We start from the raw sequence: 23,816 nt of genomic DNA, 5'->3' as shown, positions 1-23,816 counted from the left end.
CGCCGGGCCCGCCGGGGGGGGGGGGGGGGGGGGGCCCCCCCCCGGGGGGGGGGGGGGGGGCGGGGGGGGCGCGGGGGGGGGGGGGGGGGGGCCCCCCCCCCCCCCCCGCCCCGACGCATGCGGCCAGGGTCAGCGGGCGCCGAGGAGGTGCTCCAGGGCGAGCTGGTCCAGCTGCTCGAAGGCCATGCCGCGCGCGGCGGCGGCGTCGACGTCGAACTCCTCGAAGGCGGAGCGGTCCGCGAGCAGGCCGGCCAGGCCGTCCCCGGCGGTGGGCAGGGCCAGTTCGGGCAGGCGGGAGGCGGCGAGCGCGGCCTGCACCTCCGGGTCGGCCCGGAAGGCGCGGGAGCGCTCGGCCAGCAGCAGGTAGTTGCGCATGCAGCCGGCCGCGGAGGCCCAGACGCCGTCGAAGTCCTCGGTGCGCGGCGGCTTGAAGTCGAAGTGCCTGGGGCCGTCGTAGCCGGCCGTCTCCAGCAGGTCGACCAGCCAGAAGGCCTGCCGCAGGTCGCCCGCGCCGAAGCGGAAGTCCTGGTCGTACTTGATGCCGGACTGGCCGTTGAGGTCGATGTGGAACAGCTTGCCGTGCCACAGCGCCTGGGCGATGCCGTGCGGGAAGTTGAGCCCGGCCATCTGCTCGTGGCCGACCTCCGGGTTGAGGCCGACCCGCTCGGGGCGCTCCAGCGCGTTGATGAACGCCAGGGCGTGGCCGACGGTGGGGAGCAGGATGTCGCCGCGGGGCTCGTTGGGCTTGGGCTCGATCGCGAAGCGCAGGTCGTAGCCCTGCTGCTCGACGTACTCGCCGAGCAGGTCGAAGGCCTCCTTCAAGCGGTCCAGAGCGGTGCGCACGTCCTTGGCCGCGCCGGACTCGGCGCCCTCGCGCCCGCCCCAGGCGACGTAGACCGAGGCGCCGAGCTCGGCGGCCAGGTCGATGTTGCGGATGGTCTTGCGCAGCGCGTAGCGGCGCACGTCGCGGTCGTTGGCGGTGAAGGCGCCGTCCTTGAACACCGGGTGGGTGAACAGGTTGGTGGTCGCCATCGGGACCTTCATCCCGGCGGCGTCCAGCGCGGCGCGGAAGCGCTTGACGGCGGTCTCGCGAGCGGCTTCGTCCGAGCCGAAGGGGATCAGGTCGTCGTCGTGGAAGGTGACGCCGTGGGCGCCGAGCCCGGCCAGGCGCTGCACCGTCTCGACCGGGTCGAGGGCGGGGCGGGTCGCGTCTCCGAAGGGGTCGCGTCCCTGCCACCCGACGGTCCACAGGCCGAAGGTGAACTTGTGCGCGGGGGTGGGGGTGAGGCTGTCGCTGGACATGGAGCGGCTCCGGATCGGATCCAGGGGTGTTTGTAATGGCTCTCAACAAACTAGTATGCCGGAACGTCAGAAGGAACCCCTCCGGAGGAACGCATGCCCGCACAACGTGTCGTGATCGGCTTCGACAGCTCCACGCAGTCCACCAAGGCCCTCGCCGTCGACCTCGACACCGGCACCGTCCTCGGCCAGGGCCGCGCCCCGCACACCGTCAGCACCGGGGCCGGCCGCGAGAGCGACCCCGAGCAGTGGTGGCGGGCCCTCGGCGAGGCCGCTGCGGCGACCGGCTGGGCGGACCGCGCCGCCGCCGTCTCGATCGGCGGCCAGCAGCACGGCCTGGTCACCCTCGACGCCGACGGCGCACCCGTCCGCCCGGCCCTGCTCTGGAACGACGTCCGCTCCGCGCCGCAGGCGGCCGAGCTCCGGACCGCCTACGGCGCGGCGGAACTCGCCCGCCGCACCGGCAGCGTCCCCACCGCCGCCTTCACCGCCGCCAAGTGGGCCTGGCTGCGCGCCGAGGAGCCCGCCGCCGCCGAGCGCGTCGCCGCCGTCCGGCTGCCGCACGACTTCCTGACCGAACGGCTCACCGGGCAGGCGGCCACCGACCGCGGCGACGCCTCGGGCACCGGTTGGTGGGGCCCGGACGGCTACGACAAGTCCGTCCTCGACCGGATCGGCCTCGACCCGGCCCTGCTGCCGCCGGTCCTCGCACCGGGCGCCCGGGCCGGCGTCGTCCGCGCGGGTACGCCGCTGCGCGAGGGCACCCCGGTGGCCACCGGCACCGGCGACAACATGGCCGCCGCCCTCGGCCTCGGCCTCCGCCCCGGGCAGCCGGTGCTCAGCCTCGGTACCTCCGGCACCGTCTACGCCGTCGGCAGCTCCCGGCCCGCCGACCCGACCGGCACCGTGGCCGGCTTCGCCGACGCCCTCGGCGGCTGGCTGCCGCTGGCCTGCACACTCAACTGCACCCTCGCCGTCGACCGCATCGCCGTGCTGCTCGGTCGCGGCCGCGACGAGGTCGAGGACGGCGGCACCGCCGTCGTCCTGCCCTACCTGGACGGCGAGCGCACCCCGGACCTGCCCGGCGCCTCCGGCCTGATCCACGGACTGCGCCACGACACCACCCCCGGCCAGCTGCTCCAGGCCGCCTACGACGGCGCCGCCCACGCCCTGCTCTCCGCACTGGACGGCGTGCTGCGCGCGGGCGGCGCGGACCCGGCGGGCGACGAGCCGCTGCTGCTGATCGGCGGCGGCGCCCGTGGACAGGCCTGGCAGCGGACCGTGCTGCGGCTCTCCGGCCGGGCGGTCCAGGTGCCCGAGGCGCAGGAACTGGTCGCGCTCGGCGCCGCCGCCCAGGCGGCCGCGCTGCTCACCGGCGAGACCGCCGACGAGGTGGCCCGCCGCTGGCGGACGGCCCGCGGCCCGGTGCTGGACCCGGTGGAGAAGGACGACGACGCACTGATCCGGATCGGCGATACCCTGCGTCGGGCCGGAGCCTTGCAAGGTGCTCCGGCCGAGGACCGGTAGGAGGAGCGGCGCGTGACAGTGGTCGGCAGGGCGGGCAGGAACGCGGAGAGCGGGCCCGCCTGGCAACAGGACATGCGCCGCCAGAACCTCGCGGTGGTCCTCGGCGCGGTCGCCGCGCACAGCCCGCTCTCCCGCGCGGACGTCGCCGGCCGCGTCGGGCTGACCAGGGCGGCCGTCTCCTCGCTCGTCGACGAGCTGATCGGGCGTGGGGCGGTCACCGAGGCGGCGGCCACCGCCAGCGGCCGCCCCGGCCGCCCCGGCCGGGCGCTGACCGTCAGCGACGAGGGGCCGGCCGGCCTCGGCCTGGAGATCGGCGTCGGCCACCTCGGCGCCTGCGTGGTGGACCTGCGGGGCGAGCCGCGCGTCTGGCGCCGGGAGGAGCGGTCCAACGCGGGCCGGCCCGCCGGGGAGGTGCTGGCGGAGGTCGCGGCGCTGGCCGCCGCGACGGAGGCGGAGGCCGCGGCCCTCGGGCTGCGCGTCGAGGGCCGGATCCTGGCCGTGCCCGGGGTGGTGCCGAACGACCCCGGCGGCCTGGTCGAGCGCGCGCCGAACCTCGGCTGGCGCGGTGTCCGGCTCGCCGACCACTGGCCGGGACGGGACACCGTGCCCGAGCCGGAGAACGAGGCCAACCTGGGCGCGCTGGCCGAGTACTGGAGCACCGGGCAGCAGGCGGAGACCATCGTGCACGTCTCCGCCGACACCGGGATCGGCGCCGCCCTGGTCATCGACGGGAGGCTGTTCCGGGGCGCCCGGGGCTTCGCCGGCGAACTCGGCCACCTCCCGGTGCACCCGGACGGACCGGAGTGCGCCTGCGGTGCCCGCGGCTGCCTGGAGCAGTACGCGGGCGAGACGGCCGTGCTGCACGAGTCCGGCCTCGACCAGCACCGCCCGGGCGACGCGATCGCCCTGCTCGCCGAACGGGCGGGCGCCGGGCACGCGCCGGCCCTGGCGGCGCTGGACCGCGCCGGGCGCGCCCTGGGGCTCGCCCTCACCTCGGCCGTCGACCTCGTCGACCCGGACGCCCTCGTCCTCGGCGGCGCCTACGCCGAACTCGCCGAATGGCTGCTGCCGGCCGTACGCGCCGAACTGGCCGCCCGGGTCACCGTACGGCCCTGGGACCCGGAGGCGCTGCGCCGTTCCGCGCTGGGGCGGCGGGGGCCGCTGCTGGGCGCGGCGCTGACGACGGTCCGCCGGATCATGGCGGATCCGACGCTGCTGCCCCTCGGCTGACGGCCCCGGACCGCCCGTCGCCGGACCGCCCCTCGTCGGACCGCCCCTCGTCGGACTCCCGGCCGGGGGAGTCCCGGCCGGGAGTCCGACGAGGGGTCCTCAACTGCCGGTAGGACGCCCGCCCGGAGACCTACTGAGCGGTGAAGGACCACTGCAGGTTGGGACTGCCGTTCCAGCCCCACTGCTTGGTGACGGAGCCGGTGGCGACCTGGCCGCCGCCGTCCAGGACCAGGCCCGTGGTGCGGTTGGCGATGCTGTACAGGCCGTTGCCGCGGTCGGTGATCTGCCACTGCTGGTTGGTGCCGCCGTTCCAGGTCGCCTGCTGCGCGGGTGACCCGGCGGCGGTGGCGCCCCAGCCGTCGGCGACCATGCCGTTGGTGCGGTTGACCAGCTTGTAGTAGCCGTTGCCGAGGTCGACGGCCTGCCACTGGAGGTTGGGGCTGCCGTTCCAGGTCCACTGCTTGAGGTTGCTGCCGTAGGCGACGTTGCCGCCGCTGTCCAGGGCCAGGCCGTCGGTGACGTTGCTGATCCGGAAGTAGGCGGCCGGATCGAAGATCACCTTCAGCGAGGTGATGGCGTCGTTGTTGCCGGTGTTGCGCAGGTCGGGGTTGTCCGCGCCGAAGGTCCACGCCGTCCCGGTGAAGTTGTCGCCGGAGTAGCCGACCAGCTGGTAGCCTGCCGGCACCCGCACGGAGGAGATGGTCCGTGCCGCCAGACCCGCGCTCTGCAGCTGCGCGGCCGTGTAGCCGCCCAGCACCAGTGCGGCCGCCGTGCCCGCGTAGGAGACATCGCCGTACGCGGTGACCACGCCGGTGCCCCCGGGCCGGAGGACGGGGATCTGACCGGAGAAGGTGAACTTGAGCACGTAGGCGAGGGCACTGAACGGGGCCGAGGACGACGGCAGGGTGATGTGCAGGCCGTCGCTCGCCTGGGTCGGGGTGGGCAGGCTGGTGTACGTGCCCGCGGTCGGATTCAGCAACTGGACCGAGGTCAGGGAGCCGAGGTCGATGCGGCCGCTCGCCAGGGTGCTGATGGTCGTGGAACTCCCGGGCCAGCCCAGGACCGTGGCGTACAGGACGGTGCTGTCCTTGGTGCGGGTGAACCGGAAGTCCTTGTTGGTGCCCGCCACGGGGGTGGTGAAGGAGCCGCCGCCCATCTTGGTCGGACCCTCCCCGTAGACCGTCCAGGCGCGGGTGGCGTACAGGGACTCGCCGAACCGGTGGAGGTGGTCGCCGATGCCCAGCAGGACGTCCTTCTGTCCCTGGGGGATCGTCCCGTCCGCCATGGGAGCGATGTTGAGCAGCATGTTGCCGTTCTTGCTGACCCGGTCGATCAGCGCGTGCAGCATCTGCTGGGTGGAGTAGTAGCCGATGCCGACGGTGTAGCACCAGCTGGAGCTGCTGATGCTGTCGTCGGTCAGCCAGTACGGGTTCGCGATGTCGCCCGGGCCGCCGCGTTCGTAGTCGAAGACCTCGCCGAGGTTGTCGTAGCCGTCCTTGTACGTGGCCACGACCTCCCGGCCCCAGCCCAGGGCCTGGTTGTAGTAGTACGACAGGAAGTTCAGGCGTTGCGTCTCGTCGACCTTGGAGAGGTCGAAGTCCTCCCACAGGATGTCCGGTTGGGCCAGGTCGACGACCTCCTTGAGCTTGTCGTACCACAGCTGGTTCTCCGCCGTGGTGCCCAGCTGGCCGAAGAGCTTCTGCAGGCTCGCGGTCGGCTGCGCCGGCGCGTGGTCGTAGTAGCCGTTGTAGTTGTAGGCGTGGTGCATCGCCACCAGCAGTTTCAGGCCCTTGCCCCGGATCGAGTCGCGGAAGATCTGCAGGAGGTTCAGCTTCGGTCCTCGCTGCACCGAGTTCCACTCGTTGACCGTGCTGTTCCACATCGAGAAGCCGTCGTGGTGCTCCGCCACCGGCCCGGCGAACCGGGCGCCGGCGTCCACGAAGAGCTGGGCCCAGGCGTCCGGGTCGAAGTTCCCGCCCTGGGAAGCCAGCTTGGGCGCGAACTGCACCCAGTTGCCGGCCTTGTCGCGGGCCCCGTCGAGGAAGTTGTTGTAGGGCCAGACGGACGGGTCCCCGTAGGTGGCGATGTGATGGCTGTTCACATCGCTCCCGCCGATGTACATGTTCCGCGGGTACCACTCGCTGCCGTACGCCGGAACGCTGAACGCGCCCCAGTGGAAGTAGATCCCGAACTTGGCGTCCTGGAACCACTCCGGCGCCGGCGGGTGCTGATCCACCGAGGCCCAGGTGGGCGAGTAGGACGACGGAGCCGCGAGCGCCCTCGCCGTACCGATCGTCAGGTTCGCCGTCGCGGCGGCAACGATGCCGGCGGCACTCGACAGGAAGACACGTCTGTTGATCGCCATGGCTGGACCTCCGTCGTTGGGTGGGGGACGTGTTCCGGGCCGCCACAGCGAAGTCCGGGCAGCCGCCTGCCGTGCGGCTCGACACGGCCTGCCGCTTGCAAGGCGTCGAAATGTGAGCGGTAACAGAAGCGGCTCAGCCGATTCTGGCAGCCTCGTGACGACTGTCAAGGCATCGGACAGGGCGAGCTGCTCGCCCGCGATACATGGGATGTCTATGAGTGCTCGACAGGGCCACTGACCTGGCTCGGAGGCGGGTTCAGGTGATATGGAGGCGTAATCTGACGATCTGTCCCCTCCGTGCCGAGTTGGACGACCGCTCGACACACATAGGATGTTTGGCGCCCAGGGAGGCGTGATATCTCCATGGGGGCATGCCCGGCGGACGTCGGGTGCGGCCGGGGGCTGACCAAGCCGACTGCCCCCGTTCCCCTCCGGTCGAGGGGCTGGACCACCCGGAGATCCTCCGCGCGTCTGCCCGGCAGTCCGCGGATCTCCGAGACCGTCCTGGTCAGCGCTCACGCTCCGCCCGATCAGCTCCACCCCACCCCCAAGGAGACCGCGTGGACACGATGATCCGGCACTTCCTCCGCCGTTCGAAAGACGCGGTGACGGACGAGCCCGCGAACTCTCGGACCGCCCCCGGAGGCCGCCCGCGTACCGGCCGCAGCCTTCGGCGGGCCGCCCGGCACGCGATCGCCGGCCTTGCGGCCATGGCCCTGGTCCTGTCGGGGCTGCTGACCGCCGGCGCGGCGCAGGCCGTGCCGACCACGCAGGCGACCCCGGCGGCAACCGCCACCGGCCAGTTCCACGGCGTGAACTGGGCAGACCCCGACGACAACTTCATCACCGGCCCCAACGTGCCCGTGGGACTGTCGACTTCGGACGACTACTCGACCACCTACGTGAAGTCCACGGCGATCCTCAAGGGATTCCAGGCACTCGGCGCCAACACCGTCCGGCTGGGCTTCAACGCGGCGACCACGTCAGGGCCCTGGTGGAACAGCTACACCGCGGCGCTGGACGCGGCCACCGCGCTGGGCATGAACGTCATCGTCGCGCCGTGGCTGCAGGGCGGGAAGGTCAGTGATGTCGCGTCCTTCAATCAGATGTGGGACACGGTCATCAACAAGTACGGCTCACGCGGCAACTTCTACTTCGACATCATGAACGAGCCCTACAACTACAGCGCCACCGACCTCACCGACTTCGAGGCCAACTGGCTCGCGCGCTACCCCGACCTGCCCCACGGCCACGTGATCGTGCCCGGCTCCTCGGCCGACCTCAACCTGTGCGCCGTCGGCTCCGACTCCCGGCTGTCCGGCACCCTGCTGTCGATCCACATCTACGGCATGTTCGGCGACAGCCACACCACCGAGGCCGACTGGGTCAAGGACTTCACCGACAACCTCTGCGGCCACGCCGACCGGGCCCTGGTGACCGAGTTCGGCGTCCCGATGAACACCGGCGTCAACTACAACGGTCCCAAGGACGGCATCAACGACCTGTCCTACCTCTACGCCATCACCGACACCGTGCGCAGTCTCGGCATGGGCTCCGTCCTGTGGACCGGCGTCAAGGAAGCGGCCCAGACACGAGGTCCGGGCCCGTGCGAGAACGCCTCGTGCGCCGTCACCTCCCTGAACGGCAGCGGCACCAACCTCTCGCTGACCGTCACCAACCGATCCGGCCTCGACCGGCTCCAGTGGGGCTGGGGCACCGGGACCAATCCGGGCGGCGGGGGAAGCGCCGGCACCGCGCTGCGCGGCACCGGCTCCGGCCGCTGCCTGGACGTGCCGGGCGCCGCCACGACCAACGGCCTGCAGACCGAGATCTGGGACTGCAACGGCGGCAACAACCAGCAGTGGCCCCTCAACCCCGCCAAGGAACTGCGCGTGTACGGGAACAAGTGCCTGGACGCCTACGGCTCCGGGGCCTCGCCCGGCACCAAGGCCATCATCTGGGACTGCAACGGCGGCACCAACCAGCAGTGGAACGTCAACAGCGACGGCACCATCACCAACGCCCTGTCCGGACTGTGCCTGGACGTCTCCGGCGCCTCCACCGCCAACGGCGCGCTCGTCCAGCTGTGGACCTGCAACGGCGGCAGCAACCAGCAGTGGAGCCGCGGGTAACGAGAACGAAGCCGCGCCGGCGGCTCGACGAGCCCCCGGCGGCCCGGTTCCTCCGGGCCGCCGGGGGCCGGGCCGACGCACCGTCAGCGGGCGCCGGTCGCATCCGCGGCCACCTCACCGACCTCGCCGACGAGGTCAGCGCCCGCTTCCGTTCGCTGTGCGGGACCTCCGGCTTCGCCGAGAACTTCGACGCCCTCACCGGTGCCGGACTGCGCGACCGCGCCTACACCTGGACCGCCGCCGCGGACCTCCTGCTGGCGGAGGCCCACACCCGTCGCCGCGCGCTGGACCCTGCGGCCGTCGTCTGACCGTGCCGTCGCCGCCCGCACCCCGGGGTCCAGCATCGTGCCGGACCCCGCGCTGCGAACGGGCGGCCGCTAGCCGAACAGGCGCCGCTGGATCTCCCGGCGGTAGTCCTCCAGCGTCCGGTCCAGGTGCGCTGCCGTGGCCGCGGCGGCCTCGTCGGGGCGGCCGTCACGGATGGCCCGGTAGATCGCCTCGTGCTCCTCGACCGCGGCCCGGGTCCCGTCGCTGAGCACGTCGTGGATGCCGATGGCGCTGGACTGGCGCTGCAGCCTGCGGGCGTCGCGCACGGCGCTGAGCAGGAAGGTGTTGTGAGCGGCGGTGGCCACGCCCGTGTGGAAGTCGTCGTCCGCCTGGTTGAAGACGTCGACCTGGCCGTGAACGACCCCGTGCCGGCACTGCTGCACGGCGACCTCGATGGTGCGCAGTTCGGCGGGTGTGGCCCGGGTGGCCGCGAGACTGCTGGCAGCCGTCTCCTGGACCTTGCGGAACTCGAACAGCATGAGGACGTGGTCCAGGTCGACGGGGCGGAAGAAACCGCCCCAGCGGCTGGTGATGAGCATGCCCTCGTCGTCCGAGACGAACAGGCCGCGCCCCTTGTGCGCCCGGACGCGGCCGAGCGCGGAGAGGATCTTCACGGCTTCCCGGACCACGGCCCTGCTGGTGTTCAGGGTCTTGGCCAGGTCGTGTTCCGTGGGGAGCCGGTCGCCCGCCACCAGGCGTGCCTCGGCGATGTACTCAAGGATCTGCTCCGACACGATCTCGTACCCCGGCCGGTAGTCGCGCCGCTCCTCGCCGCCCGGTCCGTTCGCCGCCGCCCCGGCGGTGGGGGAGGCCTGCGCGGGCAGCTCGCCCTGGGGCGTGGGCGTGTCGTTCATCTGTCCTGCCTTCGAGGTGGGGCGCGCCAGGAGGTTGGGCGTCGGCGACTGGCTCAGCTTACCGCAGCTGGCAATGAGTACTACTCATTCCGCCGACCTTCGTGGCGAGAACTGGCCCAGGTAAGCGGACAGACGGGTAAAAAAGCGTCACAACTGCCGTACAGGCTTCGATGCGCGGTCCGAAATCAGTCTGGATAAGACTGTGTGAACTCTTGACGGTCCATTCGATAGGGCGGCTAATTGTCTCCCAGGGCGGCAGCGGAACCGGCTGCCCTTCGGCATCCGACGCGGGACCGGGACGGTCCCGCGTCCCCCTTCCCCCACCTCCCGATCAGTTCGGGGCCTCTGCAGTGGAGTCGATGATGACTGTCAACAAGCCTCCGGTCCGCCGGGAAGCAGCGTCCGGCAAGAGACGAGCGGTGCTGCTCGCCGCCTGTGCGGTGTCCCTGGTGATGACCGTGGCCGCCTGCAGCAGCAGCTCTCCCGCCAAGACCACCAGGGACGGCTTCGCCCAGGCGGCGCAGTCCGACGGCACACTGACCGTCTGGGTCGACGCGACCCGGGTGGCCGCCGCGAAGCAGTACCAGGCGCTGCACCCGGAGGTGAAGCTGGACATCGTCTCCTACGACGGCGACGCCAACGGCTCGAACTACCTCCAGACCAAGGTCCAGCTCTTCAACCGGACCGGCAAGGGCTGGCCCGACGTCGTGTTCAGCTCCCAGAACAACGAGACGACCTGGGCGGTCGACGCCGGCTTCGCGGCGCCGCTCGACAAGGGCCTGATACCGGCGGACACCCTGAACGGCTTCGCCAAGGGTGCCAACGACGTGTGCACGGTCAACGGCACCGTCTACTGCCTGCGCAACGACCTCTCGCAGGCCGTGCTCTGGTACAACGCGCCGCTGATGCAGCAGTTCGGCTACACCGTCCCGAAGACCTGGGAGGAGTACCAGAAGCTGGGCGAGAAGGTGGCCGCCGAGCACCCGGGCTACCTGGTGGGCGACGCCGGTGACTCCTTCGCTCCCGAGATCTACCTCTGGGCGAGCAAGTGCGGGGCCAACCACATCACCGGTCCCAAGGAGGTCTCGGTGAACACCACCGGTGAGAACTGCACCAGGATGGCCACGCTCATGGACGGGCTGATCAAGAACAAGTCCATGTCCATCGGCGGCGTGTTCAGCACCGACTTCGCCAAGAACCAGGCCGGCAAGGTCCTGCTCATGCCCGGTCCGGCCTGGTTCGGCGGCGCGGTGTTCCGGGACACGCTCAAGGTCCCGGAGAAGACGATCGGCGTGGCCCCGATCCCCCAGTGGCAGGGCGACACCGAGCCGGCCACCGGGAACGTCGGCGGCGGCACCTGGCTGGTGTCCCAGCACTCCACCCACCTCAAGGCGGCCACCGACTTCCTCAAGTGGGTCACCACCGACAACGCCTACCAGGGCGGGAAGGCCCCGGGATTCCCCGCCTACGCACCCGCCGCGGATGAGTGGCTCAAGGCGCAGGCCACCGCCGGCTACTTCGTCGGGGACCTCAATGCCCTCAAGGACGCCTCCTCCCAGGTGTGGCCGGGCTGGGGCTCGGGCCAGTTCAGCCAGGAAGCGGTCTGGGCCGCCACGGTCAAGCCCGGTCTGACCCAGGGGCAGACCATCACCTCGCTGCTGCCCGCCTGGCAGGACTCGATCGTCAAGCACGCCCAGTCGTTCGGATACAAGGTCTCGCGGTGACCCTCACCTCTCCCTCGGCCGGCTCCCGCCGGCGCCGCAACGGCGTCGGCGGGAGCCGGGCCGGCCTGGCCTTCGTCGCTGGCTACGCGCTGCTGCTGGTCGCCTTCGGCGTCCTCCCGACCGGCTACGCCGTCTACTTCGCCTTCACCGACTCCGGGGGCTCGTTCACCGGTTTCGCCAACTTCGTCTCCACGGCGCAGGACTTCCGCTTCGTGGACGCGATCGGCCACGTCGCGCTCTACCTGCTGTTCTGGCTGGTCTCGCTGGTGGTGTTCGTGGTGGGGCTGGCGCTGCTGCTGCACCGCCTCTCCTCGGGGCCGATCAGCCGCACGCTCCGTTTTCTCTACTACGTCCCCGGGGCGCTCGCGGGCGCCGCGAGCGTGCTGGTCTGGCTGTTCATGCTCGACCCGACGGTGAGTCCGGTCAGTGCGCTGCTGGGCATGCTGGGCTTCGACACGTTCGGCGAGGTCATCGCGCCCGGCAACCTTCCGGCGCTGTTCACCGCCATCGCCTTCTGGACCGGGGCCGGCGGCTGGATCGTCGTCATGTACGGCGCGCTCAACAACATCCCGCAGGACGTGCTGGAGGCCGCGCGGATCGACGGCGCGGGCGCCTGGCAGACCGCCTGGCACGTGCAGATCCCCATGCTCCGCAAGTGGATCGTCTACATGGTGATCCTCGCGTTCGCGGGCGGCGCGCAGCTCTTCGTCGAGCCGCAGCTGCTCTCCCTCGCCAGCGTGGGCGTGGCCGGGCGCGACTACTCGCTCAACCAGCTGACCTACGACTTCGCCTTCCAGATGAACAACGTGAACGGCGCGGCGGCGGTCTCGATGGAGCTCCTGGTGGTCAGCGTGTCGGTAGCGGGTGTGTTCGTCGCACGGTCGGGGTTCTTCGATGCCGACTGAGACCCCCGCCACCCCCCTGGCCGCCGCACCACCCACGGAACGGGAACCGAACGTCATGAGCCGAGCTCCGCACCGGGCGCCGAGGTCGGCGCCCAGGGCCGTACGGAACGCGTCGTACCGGCTGTTGACCGGCTCCGTCCTCACGGTGTTCGTGGTGTTCTTCGTGCTGCCGGTGCTCTGGCTCCTCCTCGCGGCGACCAAGACCGACCAGCAGCTGGTCCACGACAACCCGCTGTCCTTCGGCTCCTGGCAGGCGCTCAAGGCCAACTGGGACGCGCTCAGCAGCTTCCAGGACGGCGCGATCCTGCAGTGGCTGGGCAACTCCGCCCTCTACGCGGTGATCTCCCTGGTCATCACCCTCTGCGTGTCGGTGCCGGCGGGGTACGCGCTGGCCATGACCGAGTTCCGCGGCCGCCGCCTGCTGCTGGTCTCGACCCTGGTCGTGATGCTGATGCCGAGCGCCACCCTGGTCGTGCCGCTGTTCCTGGAGGTCAACGCGGCGCACCTGGTCGGCACCATGTGGTCGATCGTCCTGCCGTACGCGTTCTACCCGTTCGGCGTGTACCTGACATACATCTACTTCACCACCGCCGTACCGAGGGACCTGCTGGCGGCCGCACGGATGGACGGCTGCTCCGAACTCGGCGTCTTCCGCCACGTGGCGCTGCCGCTGGCGACGCCGGTCATCGCGCTCGTGGGCTTCTTCAGCTTCGTGGCCAACTGGACCAACTACTTCCTGCCGTACGTGATGCTCCCCCAGGACGACCAGATGCCGATCCAGGTCGGCGTCGGCAACCTGCTCAGCAGCGTGCCGCAGTTCAACCCGACCGCCGGTTCGCTCGCGGTCGAGCGCCCGCAGCTGGCCCTCGCGACCCTGGTGGCCATCACCCCGGTCCTGGTCGTCTTCCTCTTCGCCCAGCGCTTCCTGGTCAGCGGAATGCTCGCCGGGGCGACCAAGGAATGACGACCGTGCCGTTCTCCCGATCGGAGATCCTCCCCATGTCCCTCAGCTCCACCGACCCCTCCCCGGGCGAGGACGCCACGGGTTCCCCGGCCGAGATCCAGGCCTCGGTGCCGCTGCTCGAACCGCCCGGCTGGGCGCCGGCGCAGCGCGCGCTGTTCGACCTGCTCGACCACGGCTGGCGGCAGTTCGCCCGCGACTTCACCGGCCCCGACGGCCGGCTGAACTACCACGGCCGGCTGACCACCCGCGACGGCGTGGACGACTTCTACGAGGTCTTCTTCAACTGGCCGCAGCTGTACCTCCTCGGCGGCGCCGACGACCTCCTGGCCGCCAGCGCCAAGCACTGGGAGGGGGTCACCGCCCACCTCACCGAACTGGACATGCTCCGCGACGAGTACGAGCGCGGCTACGACTGGTTCCACCAGGGCGAGAGCCTGCTGCTGCTCTACTTCCTGTGCATGGCGGACCCCGAGCGCTGGTCCGAGCGCGCCCTGCGCTTCGCCGAGCTGTACGTCGACCCGGTGCACGGCAACTACGACCCCGCGCACCGCATCGTCACCCGCCCGCACAACGGCAGCGACCCGGACCGCCGGGGCGTCAGCGACGGCGAGGTCTACCCGTGGCTGCAGAAGGAGGCGGACACCTACGGCTACCCGCTCGAATGGCTCCCCGAGGCGCAGGACGGCCCGTTCCCGCTCGACTCGGACCCGCGGCTGGGCGCGCAGATGCGCGAGCGGATGGGTGTCGGCGACACCGCGGTCAACCTCGCCGTGGCCGGGCTGGTCCTCAACGCCTGGATCCTGTCCGGCGAGCAGCGCTACCGCGACTGGATCGTCGAGTACGTCGGCGCCTGGCGGGAGCGCACCGAGGCGAACGGCGGTCTGATCCCGGACAACGTCAGCCCGGACGGAGAGGTCGGCGGCCTGCTGGAAGGCCGCTGGTACGGCGGCCACTACGGCTGGTCCTGGCCGCACGGCTGGCACAGCGTGGGCCACGCGGCCTGCGTGGCGGCGATCGCCGCGGCGGTGTCCACCGGGGAGGACGACTACCTCGCGATGGTCGGGACCTCGCTCGACGAGCTCATCTCCCGGGCCAAGCCGATGCCCTTCACCGAGGCGGACTCCAGCCTCCGGTCCAAGTGGGCGGTCGAACTCGCGGAGGACGCCGGCAAGCCGACGCTCCACCTGCCGTTCCGGCGCAACGACTCGGGCTGGTTCGACTACAACCCCGTCACCCTGCCGGTGCCGATGGCGCTGTGGCACCACACCGCCTCCGAGGCCGACCGCGCCCGGATAGAACGGCTGCGCGAGGCGGACGGCCTCGACTGGAGCACCGTGCGGTCGTTCCGGGCCAAGGAGGAGTCCGGGCACGAGAAGGCCTGGTTCGCCTTCCTCGCCGGTGACGACCCGCACTACCCCGAGCGGATCCTCGCCGCCGCCCAGGCACAGGTCCGCCACCGCCTGCGGCGGATGGCGCGCTACCGGGACCTGGAGGTCGACGAGGCCGACATCCACGTGTGGCAGCAGTGCAACCCGGTGGTTACCGAGGCCCTCGTCCAACTCACCTGGGGCGGCCCCCAGGTGCTCTACAACGGAGGCCTCCAGCAGGCCCGGCTGCGCTACCACGACGCGCAGGCCCGCCGCGCAGGCCTGCCGGCCGACGTGGCCGCCCTGGTCACCTCGATCGACCCGGAGGCGACCACCGTCGAGCTGGTGAACCTCTCGCCCGGCGCGGAGCGTACGGTCGTCGTCCAGGCGGGTGCGTTCGCCGAGCACACCATCACCTCGGTCCGCTACACGACCTGCACGGACGAGGGCTGGATCGGCGACATGTACGACTACGGCCACACCGAGCCGGTCGTCGGCGAGTCGGAGACGGTCTGCGACGGAGCCTTCCTGACCGTCCGGCTGCCCGCCTCCACCCGCATCCGGCTCACGCTCCGACTGGAGCTCCGTACCCGCACCCCCAGCTACCGTTCGCCGTTCGCAGCCCCGGAGGAGGGAACCGGGTGAAGCGCCTCGCCCAGACCATCAGGCTGCGGCCCGAGCACCGCGAGGAGTACCTCCGACTCCACTCCGCGGTCTGGCCCGGCGTCGAGGCGGCCATGCACCGGGCGAACATCCGCAATTTCAGCATCTTCCTCCACGGCGACGTGCTGTTCTCCTACTTCGAGTACCACGGCGAGGACTTCGACACCGACATGGCGACGCTCGAAGCCGACCCGGTGTCCCAGGAGTGGTGGAAGCTCACCGACCCCTTGCAGGAGCCCTGGCCGGACCGCGGCGACTCCCGCCAGTGGACCGAACTCACCGAGGTCTGGCATCAGGGCGAGCCCGACCCCATCCCTGACCGATCCGAACCGGAGCCTTCGTGACCTCCAGCCGGCCCCCCGCACTCATCGACTCCCACCACCACCTGTGGGACCTCGCCCAGCGCCCGCAACCCTGGCTCGACGAGCCGGACCTGGCATCGATCCGCCGCACCTTCACCCCCGACGACCTGCGCGCCACCGCCACCAGCACGGTGGCGGGCCGCCGGCTCGGCCGCACGGTGGCCGTGCAGTGCGTACCGGACGTCCCCGAGACCGAGGACCTGCTCCAACTCGCCGTCCATGAGCCGCTGATCGCGGCCGTGGTCGGCTGGGTGGACCTCACGTCCCCCGCCGTGGGCGACGAGCTCGACCGGCTGCTCGCCGGCCCGGGCGGCAGCCACCTCCGCTCCCTGCGCCACCTGGTGCAGGGCGAGACGGACCCGGAGTGGCTGCAACGCCCGGACACCGAACGCGGGTTGACCGCGGTCCGGGACCGCGCTCTCGGGTACGACGTGCTCGTCCGCAGCCACCAGCTCGACCAGGCGGTCCGGCTGGCCGAGCGCATCCCGGACCTGCCCCTGGTGCTCGACCACGCGGGCAAGCCGGACATCGCCGGCGGCGACCTGGGGGAGTGGGAGCAGTGGCTGCGGCGGCTGGCGGCGCACCCGCAGGTGGTCTGCAAGCTGTCGGGACTCATCACCGAGGCCGACCACCACACCTGGACCGCCGCCGACATCCGCCCGGTGTGGGACGTCCTGCTGAACGCCTTCGGCGCCGACCGGCTGATGTTCGGCTCCGACTGGCCGGTGGCGAACCTCGCCGGCGGCTGGAACCGCTGGGCCGACACCGTGGACGAGCTGCTCGACGACTGCTCCGCCGACGAGACCTCGGCGATCCTCGCAGGCACCGCGACCGCCTTCTACCGGCTCGCTCCGCAGGCGTAGCCCTCACCGAAGCGACGTCGGACGACGGCGACACCTGCTGCGCGGCACACGGCTGCCCGGGCGCTGGACACGGCTCCGGCCGAGTTCTTCGCGCCCGGTCCATCGACCGAACCGGCGGCCCCCGCGCCCACCGCCCCTGCGGACGGTCGGCGCGGGGGCCGCTCGGCAGGGAGAGTGGCTGCTGACAACGGGGGGCCGGAGAGTGAGGCCCTCCGGCCCCCCGTCTCGGCTCACGGGGGTGTCGCCCGGGCTACTGGATCGTCCAGGTCTGGTGGGACTGGTTGGTGGCGTTCGACTGGTCGACGGTGGCGCCGTTGGCGGTCGACGCGCCGCTCACCTCCAGGATCTGTCGGCTCTCGTAGTTGCGGAGCAGGTAGCCGCCGTCGGCCGGCTCGAAGTACCACAGCTGGTTGTTGCCGCCGTTGTAGGTGGACTGGTCGGCGGCGGTCGCCCGCCAGTGGCTGGACCAGCCGAGGTGTCGCCGCCGGTCGGCTCTGCGACTCGGTAGGACTCATTTCCGCCGCCCGGCTGAGAAGTCAGCCCGATCTGAACACAGCGACGCCCGCGGCCAGGGTGAGCTGGTCGCGGGCGTCGGGCAGGGCGACGGGACTCGGTGAACGAGGTGCTGTCCGTTGGCGAGGGGCCGGTCCACCGGCGGCGGGCGCCACCCGCTGCCGGGGTGTCGCCCTGTCAGCTGTCAGTCGAGGGCCGATCCCGGCTCGCCGAGGGATTCGCGGAGCCAGTGCTCGACCCCGGCGACGTGCACGGTCGCCCAGGCGTGGGCGAGTTCCGGGCGCCGGCCGGCGATCGCGTCGTAGATCGCGCGGTGCTGCTGACGGGTCCGCTCGGCCGCGCCCTCCTCGGTCAGCCCGCGCCAGATCCGCGCGCGCGTGGTCGGCCCGGACAGGCCGTCGATCAGCGAGGAGAGCACGGTGTTGCCCGAACCGGCTGCGATCCTGCGGTGGAACTCCAGGTCGTTGGCGATGATCTCGTCCAGCGTGGCGGCCTCGTCCAGGTTCCGCAGCAGCTCGGCCAGGCCGGTGATGTCCTCCTCGGACATCACCCGGGCGGCCATCGCGGTCGCGGCGGGCTCCAGGATGCGGCGGACCTCCAGGAACTCCAGCACCGTGTGGTCCTGGTGGAAGTCGACGACGAAGGCCAGGGCGTCCAGAAGGATGTCGGGCTCCAGGCTGGTCACGTACGTGCCGTCGCCCTGGCGCACGTCGAGCACCCGGATGAGCGAGAGCGCCTTGACGGCCTCCCGCAGGGAGTTGCGCGACAGGCCCAGCCGCTCGGCGAGGTCCGCCTCCTTCGGGAGCTTCGCACCCGGGCGGAGTTCACCGCTCACGATCATGGCTTTGATCTTCTCGATCGCCTCGTCGGTGACTGGCACTGCCTCGCCTCTCCTGGTCGTCTGATCATCGCAGCATACGGGTTCCGCCCGTCCCGGCCGCGGCGCTTCGAGGCACCCGGGCCGGGGCCGGAGGCCGGGACGGCTGCTCCTCGGTCGGCTCCTCGTGGACCGGGGTGGACAGGGCGGTCCTCGCCGCCGTTCCGGCGGAGTCGACGATGACGACGACCAGGGTCCGGGGCCCGTGCACGCCCTCGACCCGGGTGAGTTCGATGTCACTGGTCGCGGAGGGGCCGGAGACGAAGGTCAGCGGCCGGCGCGGGTCGAGGAGGGCGAGCGCCCCCGGGACGTCGTCCACGATCTGCTCCGCGCGCACGACGCAGAGGTGGTAGTCGGGGACGAGGGTCAGGGTGCGCCGGCCCTGGCCCGGGCCGGTGTCCAGGACGACGGTGCCGGTGACGGCGATGCCGACGGCGGTGAGGGTGACGGCGCCGTCCAGGGCGTCCAGCGAGGGGACGTCCAAGGGCTCCCGGTGCCATTCCCAGTCGCCGGAGGGCAGCACAGCGTCCGGAAAGCCGTCGGGCACGGCCAGGCGCCGGGCGCCGCGCGCGGTGAGGGCGGCGGCGATCGCCGCGGGCAGCCCGTCCGGGTCCGTCCGGACGACGGTGGCGCGGTAGTCGGCGACCCGCTCGGCGAACAGGGCCACCAGGTCCTCGCCGTCGGCGTGACCGCGCCGGTAGCCGCGCGGGACGGGTACGTCCTCCGGGCCCTCCTCGGCGGGGACGTCGGCGAGCGCGGCGCGGATGCGGGCGAGTACGGCGTTCCGAGTGTTTGTCATTTCCCCTGCCGGTTCTTGCGCCACCAGGTGCGGAAGGACTCGGCGGGCGGCGCCGGGGTGTCCCGCTCCGCGGACCAGCCGCTCAGCGGGCCGGGCAGCCGACCGATCCGGCCGTCCCGGGCCAGCGCCCGCCCGCCGAGCGAGGCCGCCCGCTGGGCGGCGCCCAGCAGGGCGGGGGAGCCGAGGACGGTGGCGGCCGCCTTCATCGCCAGCGCCTCGGCGGTCGGCAGGCCGACCGGTCCGCGCTCGGCCTCGACGACCGCGGACCGCAGGTGCACCAGCAGCTTCGGGATGTCGATCTTCACCGGGCAGGCGTCGTAGCAGGCACCGCACAGGGTGGAGGCGAACGGGAGGGATGCGGCGTTCTGTACGCCGACGAGCTGCGGGGTGAGGACAGCGCCGATCGGCCCGGGGTAGACCGAGCCGTAGGCGTGGCCGCCGGTGCGCTCGAAGACCGGGCAGACGTTGAGGCAGGCGGAGCAGCGGATGCAGCCCAGCGCCGCGCGGCCGACGGTGTCGGCGAGGGTGTCCGTGCGCCCGTTGTCGAGCAGCACGAGGTGGAACACCGACGGGCCGTCGGCCTCCGTGGTGCCGGTCCAGGTGGAGGTGTAGGGGTTCATCCGCTCGCCGGTGGAGGAGCGGGGGAGCAGCTGGAGGAACACCTCCAGGTCCGCCCAGGTGGGGACGACCTTCTCGATGCCCATCACGGTGATCAGCGTCTCGGGCAGGGTGAGGCACATCCGGCCGTTGCCCTCGGACTCCACCACGACGACGGTGCCGGTGTCGGCGACGGCGAAGTTGGCACCGGAGACGGCGACCTTGGCGCGGAGGAACTTCTCCCGCAGGTGCCGGCGGGCGGCCTCGGCGAGCGCCGCAGGCTCGTCGGTCAGCCCCTCGGGGGCCGGCTGCCCCCAGTCGCCCATCCGTTCGGCGAACAGCTCGCGGATCTCGGTCCGGTTGCGGTGGATCGCCGGGACGAGGATGTGCGAGGGCCGGTCGTCGCCGAGCTGGACGATGAGTTCGGCGAGGTCGGTCTCGTACGCGGAGATGCCCGCCTCGGCCAGCGCCTCGTTGAGGCCGATCTCCTGGGTGGCCATGGACTTGACCTTGACCACCTCCGTCTCGCCGGTGGCCCGCACCAGTTCGATGACGATGCGGTTGGCCTCGGCGGCGTCGGCGGCCCAGTGGACCGTCCCGCCGGCCGCCGTGACGGCTTCCTCCAGGCGCACCAGGTGGTGGTCGAGGTGGCGCAGCGTACGGGTCTTGATCGCGTCGGCGGCGGTGCGCAGCTCCTCCCAGTCGTCCAGCTCGGAGGCGACGGTCAGGCGCTTGTCGCGGATGACGGTCGTGGCGTGTTTCAGGTTGGCCCGCAGCCGGCTGTTGCCGAGGGCCTCACGGGCGGCCTCGGGGAAGGACGGCGAGCCCAGCCAGACCACTCCGCGCTCGCCCGGGGCGGTCACGGCCGCACTCCTTCGGTCCTGGCGAGGATCTCGGCCAGGTGCATGGTCCGCACCCCGGCGGCCTGCCGGGACAGCCCGCCGCCGATGTGCATCAGACAGGAGTTGTCGACGGTGCAGAGCACCTCGGCGCCGGTCCTGTGCACCGTGTCGACCTTGTCGGCGAGCATCGCTCCGGAGGTCGCGGCGTTCTTGACGGCGAAGGTGCCGCCGAAGCCGCAGCAGGAGTCGGCGGCCGGGAGCTCGACCAGGTCGAGGCCCTCGACCGCGCGCAGCAGCCGCTCCGGCCGGTCGCCGAGGCGCAGCCCGCGCAGCGAGTGGCAGGTGGGGTGGTAGGTGACCCGGTGCGGGAAGCGGGCGCCGACGTCCGTGACGCCCAGGACGTCGGTCAGGAACTCGGTGAACTCGTGCACCCGGGGCGCCAGTTCGGTGACCTGGCGGTGCAGGGCCGGGGTGCTGTACTGCTCGGCGAGCTCGGCGTGGTGCTCCCGGACCAGTCCGGCGCAGGACGCGGACGGGGTGACCACCGCGTCGTACTCGGCGAAGGTGCGGGTGAACCGGGCCATCAGCGGGACGGCGTCCGTGCGGTAGCCGGTGTTGATGTGCATCTGCCCGCAGCAGGTCTGCGCCTGCGGGAACTCCACGGTGTGGCCGAGCCGTTCGAGGACGGTCACCACGGCGCGGCCGGTCTCGGGGAACATGGTGTCGTTGAAGCAGGTGATGAACAGCGCGATGCGCATCAGTGGGACTCCTCCGGGGTGGGGACGCCCGTCGGCAGCAGCCCGCGCTCCTTCAACTCCGCCCACAGCGCCACCGGCACGGGGTACCGGAGCATGGCAGCGGCGTCCCGCACCTCGGTGGCGTTGCGGGTGCCGACCAGCACGCTCGCCACGGCGGGGTGCCCGAACGGGAAGCGCAGCGCCGCGGCGCGCAGCGGCACGCCGTGCTGCTCGCAGACGGCCTTGAGGTCGAGGGCGCGGGTGAGCAGCTCCTCGGGCGCGGCAGCGTAGTCGAAGGTCGCGCCGGGGCGGGGGTCGGCGAGCAGGCCGGAGTTGAAGACGCCGCCGATCACCACGCCGACGCCGCGTTCGGCGGCCAGCGGCAGCAGCTCGGTAAGGCCGCGCTGGTCGAGCAGGCTGTAGCGGCCGGCCAGCAGGACGGTGTCGAGGTCGGTCTCGCGGATGAACCGGGCGAGCAGTTCCGCCTGGTTCATCCCGGCGCCGATCGCGCCGACCGTCCCTTCGGTGCGCAGCCGGGCCAGCTCCGGGTAGGCCTCGGAGATCGCCTGGTCCGCGTGGTCGTCGGGGTCGTGCAGGTAGACGACGTCGATCCGGTCCAGCCCGAGCCGTTCCAGGCTGTCCTCGATCGAGCGTCGGACGCCCGCGGCGCTGAAGTCCCAGACCCGGCGGTGGGTGGCGGGGACGGCGAAGCCGTCGGCGAGGTCGTCGCCCTCGGCCTCCGGGGCCGGCTGCAGCAGCCGGCCGACCTTGGTGGAGAGGATGTACTCGTCCCTGGGGCGGCCGCGCAGGGCCTGGCCGAGCCGGCGCTCGGACAGGCCCAGGCCGTAGTGCGGGGCGGTGTCGAAGTACCGCACGCCCGACTCCCAGGCGGCGCTGACCGCCGCTTCGGCGTCGGCGTCGCTCACCGGCGTGAACAGGTTGCCGATGCCCGCCGCGCCGAACGCGAGTTCACCGACCTCCACCGTGCTGTGCCCCAGGGGGCGGCGGCGCGCGGTCACGATGCAGCCTCCGGTCGCAGGCGCAGGTTCGCCATCCCGCCGTCGACCTGGAGGGTCGCGCCGGTGGTGCTGCCGGCGGCCGGGGAGGCCAGGTAGGCGATGGCCGCGGCCACCTCCTGCGGGGTGACCAGACGCCCGTGCGGCTGACGGGCGCTGAGCTGCGCCCGTTCGGCGGCCGGGTCGTCGGCGGTGTCCAGCAGCCGGCCGACCCAGGGGGTGTCCACGGTGCCGGGGCTGACGCAGTTGACCCGGATGCCCTCGCGGACGTGGTCGGCGGCCATGGACAGGGTGAGCGAGTGCACGGCGCCCTTGCTCGCCGCGTAGAGTGCGCGCTGCGGCAGACCGGTGGTGACGACGATGGAGCCGAGGTTGACCACCGAGGCCCGGGTGGAGCGGCGCAGGTGCGGCAGGGCGGCCCGGGTGGTGCGGACGACCCCCAGCAGGTTGACGTCGAGGACGCGGTGCCACTGCTCGTCCGGGTTGTCCGCGACCGTGCCGGTCGCGCCGATGCCCGCGTTGTTGACCAGGATGTCGATGCCGCCGAGCGCCTCGGCGGCCGCCTCGACGGCACCGGACACCGAGGCGTCGTCGGAGACGTCGGCGGTGAAGCCGAGCAGCGGCTTCGGCACGGCCGCCGGGTCGAGGTCGAGGACGGCCACCCGGGCTCCGCGCTCGGCGAGCAGGGTGGCGGTGGCCAGGCCGATTCCGGAGGCGCCGCCGGTGACGAGTGCGGTCAACCCGTCGAGTTCCGCCGTCGTCATGCGATCGCCTCCTGCCAGCACGTCAGTTCGACGGCCCGGAGGGAGCCGTGGGGGTAGCGGTAGGTGTCCAGCGCGGACCGGCGCAGGGCGGCCGAGAACCCGGGGGCGGTGAGGGCGCGGTAGTGGCCGTCGGAGAAGGAGCGGACGTCGTAGGTGTCGACGGCGGTGATCCGCGCTGTGGTTGCGGACAAGGGGATGCCTTTCACGCGTTGACGAGCGTCTGGCGCTGGGTGCCGAGGCCGTCGATGGACAGCTCGACGGTGTCGCCGTCGCGCAGGTAGGGGTTGTTGGGCAGGCCGAGGGCCACGCCGGCCGGGGTGCCGGTGTTGATGACGTCGCCGGGGCGCAGCACCATGTACTGGCTCAGGTACCGGATCAGGTAGCCGACTTCGAAGATCATGTTCTTGGTGCTGCCGTCCTGGCGGGGCTCGCCGTTGACGGCCAGCCGCAGCCCCAGGTCCTGCGGGTCGCCCACCTCGTCCGGGGTCACCAGCCAGGGCCCGAGCGGGTTGAAGCTCTCGCAGGACTTGCCGAGGTCCCACTGGGCGGAGTACTCCAGCTGGAACTCCCGCTCGGAGACGTCGTTGCTGATCGCGTAGCCCGCGACGCACTCCGCCGCCTCCTGCGGGGAGGTGAGGTAGCGGGCCTCCCGGCCGATGACGACGGCGAGTTCCACCTCCCAGTCGGTCTTCACCGAGCCGCGCGGGATCAGCACGGGGTCGAAGGGGCCGACGACGGTGGACGGGTCCTTCAGGAAGACGACCGGCCGTTCGGGGACGGCCGCCCCGGTCTCCTCGGCGTGGTCGCGGTAGTTGAGGCCGATGCAGACCACCTTGCCGGGGCGGGCGACGGGAGCCCCGATCCGCAGGCCGGTCGTGTCCAGGACGGGCAGCGACCCCTCGGCCAGGGCGGTGCGGACCCGGTCGATGCCACCGGAGGAGAGGAACGCCCCGTCGATGTCGTCGGTCAGTCCGGCGAGGCTGCGGGTCGTTCCGTCCTCGTCGCGGACGGCCGGCGTCTCTGCTCCCGGCTCGCCGACTCGAAGCAGCTTCATGTGGTGACTCCCCTCAACACATCGGATGTATCCGC

Annotated in this window: 21 protein-coding genes and 1 pseudogene; 10 read left to right on the top strand and 12 right to left on the bottom strand. The window is 72.1% G+C overall.

Going from position 1 to position 23,816, the window contains the following annotated elements:
- Positions 1 to 129: 129 nt before the first annotated feature.
- The gene (gene xylA / locus ACZ6Z8_RS01260) at positions 130 to 1,302 is read right to left on the bottom strand and encodes a xylose isomerase (protein WP_465605027.1); all 1,173 of its coding nucleotides are present in this window, start codon (positions 1,300 to 1,302) and stop codon (positions 130 to 132) included.
- 93 nt (positions 1,303 to 1,395) lie between these two features.
- Here xylA and xylB point away from each other — a divergent pair, with 93 nt between their 5' ends.
- On the top strand, positions 1,396 to 2,826 hold the full coding sequence (gene xylB, locus ACZ6Z8_RS01255) for a xylulokinase (RefSeq protein ID WP_465605024.1): 1,431 nt from the start codon (positions 1,396 to 1,398) through the stop codon (positions 2,824 to 2,826).
- Positions 2,827 to 2,838: 12 nt separating this feature from the next.
- Entirely contained in the window at positions 2,839 to 4,056 is a 1,218-nt protein-coding gene (locus tag ACZ6Z8_RS01250) for an ROK family transcriptional regulator (protein ID WP_465605021.1), read from the top strand.
- 130 nt (positions 4,057 to 4,186) lie between these two features.
- Here ACZ6Z8_RS01250 and ACZ6Z8_RS01245 read toward each other — a convergent pair whose 3' ends face one another.
- A complete protein-coding gene (locus ACZ6Z8_RS01245) occupies positions 4,187 to 6,421 on the bottom strand; it encodes an alpha-L-fucosidase (protein WP_465605018.1) in 2,235 nt (744 codons plus the stop codon).
- A 569-nt stretch (positions 6,422 to 6,990) separates the two neighbouring features.
- Here ACZ6Z8_RS01245 and ACZ6Z8_RS01240 point away from each other — a divergent pair.
- Positions 6,991 to 8,553: a ricin-type beta-trefoil lectin domain protein gene (locus ACZ6Z8_RS01240; protein ID WP_465606293.1), complete on the top strand. Its 1,563-nt coding sequence runs from the start codon at positions 6,991 to 6,993 to the stop codon at positions 8,551 to 8,553.
- 122 nt (positions 8,554 to 8,675) lie between these two features.
- A pseudogene (locus ACZ6Z8_RS01235) lies at positions 8,676 to 8,861 on the top strand (glycogen debranching protein); the annotation flags it as partial.
- A gap of 69 nt (positions 8,862 to 8,930) precedes the next feature.
- Here ACZ6Z8_RS01235 and ACZ6Z8_RS01230 read toward each other — a convergent pair.
- Positions 8,931 to 9,734, bottom strand: coding sequence for a FadR/GntR family transcriptional regulator (locus ACZ6Z8_RS01230; RefSeq protein ID WP_465605015.1), 804 nt, complete (start codon positions 9,732 to 9,734; stop codon positions 8,931 to 8,933).
- Between the two features lie 362 nt (positions 9,735 to 10,096).
- Between ACZ6Z8_RS01230 and ACZ6Z8_RS01225 the strand changes: the two genes are divergently transcribed.
- Genes ACZ6Z8_RS01225 through ACZ6Z8_RS01200 form a run of 6 tightly spaced genes read left to right on the top strand, consistent with a single transcriptional unit; the run spans position 10,097 to position 16,582 of the window.
- Positions 10,097 to 11,458, top strand: a complete 1,362-nt coding sequence (locus tag ACZ6Z8_RS01225) for an ABC transporter substrate-binding protein (protein WP_465606291.1) — start codon at positions 10,097 to 10,099, stop codon at positions 11,456 to 11,458.
- Complete coding sequence (locus ACZ6Z8_RS01220) at positions 11,455 to 12,363, top strand: carbohydrate ABC transporter permease (RefSeq protein WP_465605012.1); 909 nt, start codon at positions 11,455 to 11,457, stop codon at positions 12,361 to 12,363. The genes ACZ6Z8_RS01225 and ACZ6Z8_RS01220 overlap by 4 nt, the downstream gene beginning before the upstream one ends.
- 55 nt (positions 12,364 to 12,418) lie before the next feature.
- The gene (locus tag ACZ6Z8_RS01215) at positions 12,419 to 13,327 is read left to right on the top strand and encodes a carbohydrate ABC transporter permease (protein WP_465605010.1); all 909 of its coding nucleotides are present in this window, start codon (positions 12,419 to 12,421) and stop codon (positions 13,325 to 13,327) included.
- Between the two features lie 35 nt (positions 13,328 to 13,362).
- Complete coding sequence (locus ACZ6Z8_RS01210) at positions 13,363 to 15,339, top strand: DUF8034 domain-containing protein (RefSeq protein WP_465606289.1); 1,977 nt, start codon at positions 13,363 to 13,365, stop codon at positions 15,337 to 15,339.
- Positions 15,336 to 15,701, top strand: a complete 366-nt coding sequence (locus ACZ6Z8_RS01205; RefSeq protein ID WP_465605007.1) for an L-rhamnose mutarotase — start codon at positions 15,336 to 15,338, stop codon at positions 15,699 to 15,701. Before ACZ6Z8_RS01210 ends, ACZ6Z8_RS01205 begins: the two co-directional genes overlap by 4 nt.
- On the top strand, positions 15,698 to 16,582 hold the full coding sequence (locus ACZ6Z8_RS01200; protein ID WP_465605005.1) for an amidohydrolase family protein: 885 nt from the start codon (positions 15,698 to 15,700) through the stop codon (positions 16,580 to 16,582). Before ACZ6Z8_RS01205 ends, ACZ6Z8_RS01200 begins: the two co-directional genes overlap by 4 nt.
- Positions 16,583 to 16,832: 250 nt before the next feature.
- Here ACZ6Z8_RS01200 and ACZ6Z8_RS01195 read toward each other — a convergent pair whose 3' ends face one another.
- The 9 genes from ACZ6Z8_RS01195 to ACZ6Z8_RS01155 form a co-directional block, all read right to left on the bottom strand.
- Positions 16,833 to 16,988 carry an RICIN domain-containing protein gene (locus ACZ6Z8_RS01195; RefSeq protein WP_465606287.1) on the bottom strand — a complete coding sequence of 52 codons (156 nt, stop codon included), beginning with the start codon at positions 16,986 to 16,988 and terminating at the stop codon, positions 16,833 to 16,835.
- Between the two features lie 291 nt (positions 16,989 to 17,279).
- The gene (locus ACZ6Z8_RS01190; protein ID WP_465605002.1) at positions 17,280 to 17,975 is read right to left on the bottom strand and encodes a FadR/GntR family transcriptional regulator; all 696 of its coding nucleotides are present in this window, start codon (positions 17,973 to 17,975) and stop codon (positions 17,280 to 17,282) included.
- Between the two features lie 25 nt (positions 17,976 to 18,000).
- A complete protein-coding gene (locus ACZ6Z8_RS01185; RefSeq protein WP_465604999.1) occupies positions 18,001 to 18,771 on the bottom strand; it encodes a LutC/YkgG family protein in 771 nt (256 codons plus the stop codon).
- Positions 18,768 to 20,231 carry a LutB/LldF family L-lactate oxidation iron-sulfur protein gene (locus ACZ6Z8_RS01180; RefSeq protein ID WP_465604996.1) on the bottom strand — a complete coding sequence of 488 codons (1,464 nt, stop codon included), beginning with the start codon at positions 20,229 to 20,231 and terminating at the stop codon, positions 18,768 to 18,770. Before ACZ6Z8_RS01180 ends, ACZ6Z8_RS01185 begins: the two co-directional genes overlap by 4 nt.
- Positions 20,228 to 20,968 carry a (Fe-S)-binding protein gene (locus ACZ6Z8_RS01175; protein ID WP_465604993.1) on the bottom strand — a complete coding sequence of 247 codons (741 nt, stop codon included), beginning with the start codon at positions 20,966 to 20,968 and terminating at the stop codon, positions 20,228 to 20,230. Before ACZ6Z8_RS01175 ends, ACZ6Z8_RS01180 begins: the two co-directional genes overlap by 4 nt.
- A complete protein-coding gene (locus ACZ6Z8_RS01170) occupies positions 20,968 to 21,966 on the bottom strand; it encodes an aldo/keto reductase (protein ID WP_465604990.1) in 999 nt (332 codons plus the stop codon). The genes ACZ6Z8_RS01175 and ACZ6Z8_RS01170 overlap by 1 nt, the downstream gene beginning before the upstream one ends.
- Positions 21,963 to 22,727, bottom strand: a complete 765-nt coding sequence (locus ACZ6Z8_RS01165; RefSeq protein WP_465604988.1) for an SDR family NAD(P)-dependent oxidoreductase — start codon at positions 22,725 to 22,727, stop codon at positions 21,963 to 21,965. The genes ACZ6Z8_RS01170 and ACZ6Z8_RS01165 overlap by 4 nt, the downstream gene beginning before the upstream one ends.
- Positions 22,724 to 22,918, bottom strand: a complete 195-nt coding sequence (locus ACZ6Z8_RS01160; RefSeq protein WP_465604985.1) for a hypothetical protein — start codon at positions 22,916 to 22,918, stop codon at positions 22,724 to 22,726. Before ACZ6Z8_RS01160 ends, ACZ6Z8_RS01165 begins: the two co-directional genes overlap by 4 nt.
- Positions 22,919 to 22,929: 11 nt before the next feature.
- Positions 22,930 to 23,781: a fumarylacetoacetate hydrolase family protein gene (locus ACZ6Z8_RS01155; protein WP_465604982.1), complete on the bottom strand. Its 852-nt coding sequence runs from the start codon at positions 23,779 to 23,781 to the stop codon at positions 22,930 to 22,932.
- Between the last annotated feature and the right edge of the window lie 35 nt (positions 23,782 to 23,816).

It is taken from the genome of Kitasatospora sp. NPDC101108, assembly GCF_055584725.1.
This window is presented reverse-complemented; position numbering and strand designations above follow the sequence as displayed.

Coding starts and splice junctions, on each gene's coding strand:
- xylA (WP_465605027.1), bottom strand. CDS start 1,302: ATGTCCAGCGACAGCCTCACCCCCACCCCCGCGCACAAGTTCACCTTC.
- ACZ6Z8_RS01210 (WP_465606289.1), top strand. CDS start 13,363: ATGTCCCTCAGCTCCACCGACCCCTCCCCGGGCGAGGACGCCACGGGT.
- ACZ6Z8_RS01185 (WP_465604999.1), bottom strand. CDS start 18,771: ATGACAAACACTCGGAACGCCGTACTCGCCCGCATCCGCGCCGCGCTC.
- ACZ6Z8_RS01215 (WP_465605010.1), top strand. CDS start 12,419: ATGAGCCGAGCTCCGCACCGGGCGCCGAGGTCGGCGCCCAGGGCCGTA.
- ACZ6Z8_RS01240 (WP_465606293.1), top strand. CDS start 6,991: ATGATCCGGCACTTCCTCCGCCGTTCGAAAGACGCGGTGACGGACGAG.
- ACZ6Z8_RS01225 (WP_465606291.1), top strand. CDS start 10,097: ATGACTGTCAACAAGCCTCCGGTCCGCCGGGAAGCAGCGTCCGGCAAG.
- xylB (WP_465605024.1), top strand. CDS start 1,396: ATGCCCGCACAACGTGTCGTGATCGGCTTCGACAGCTCCACGCAGTCC.
- ACZ6Z8_RS01175 (WP_465604993.1), bottom strand. CDS start 20,968: ATGCGCATCGCGCTGTTCATCACCTGCTTCAACGACACCATGTTCCCC.
- ACZ6Z8_RS01245 (WP_465605018.1), bottom strand. CDS start 6,421: ATGGCGATCAACAGACGTGTCTTCCTGTCGAGTGCCGCCGGCATCGTT.
- ACZ6Z8_RS01155 (WP_465604982.1), bottom strand. CDS start 23,781: ATGAAGCTGCTTCGAGTCGGCGAGCCGGGAGCAGAGACGCCGGCCGTC.
- ACZ6Z8_RS01230 (WP_465605015.1), bottom strand. CDS start 9,734: ATGAACGACACGCCCACGCCCCAGGGCGAGCTGCCCGCGCAGGCCTCC.
- ACZ6Z8_RS01165 (WP_465604988.1), bottom strand. CDS start 22,727: ATGACGACGGCGGAACTCGACGGGTTGACCGCACTCGTCACCGGCGGC.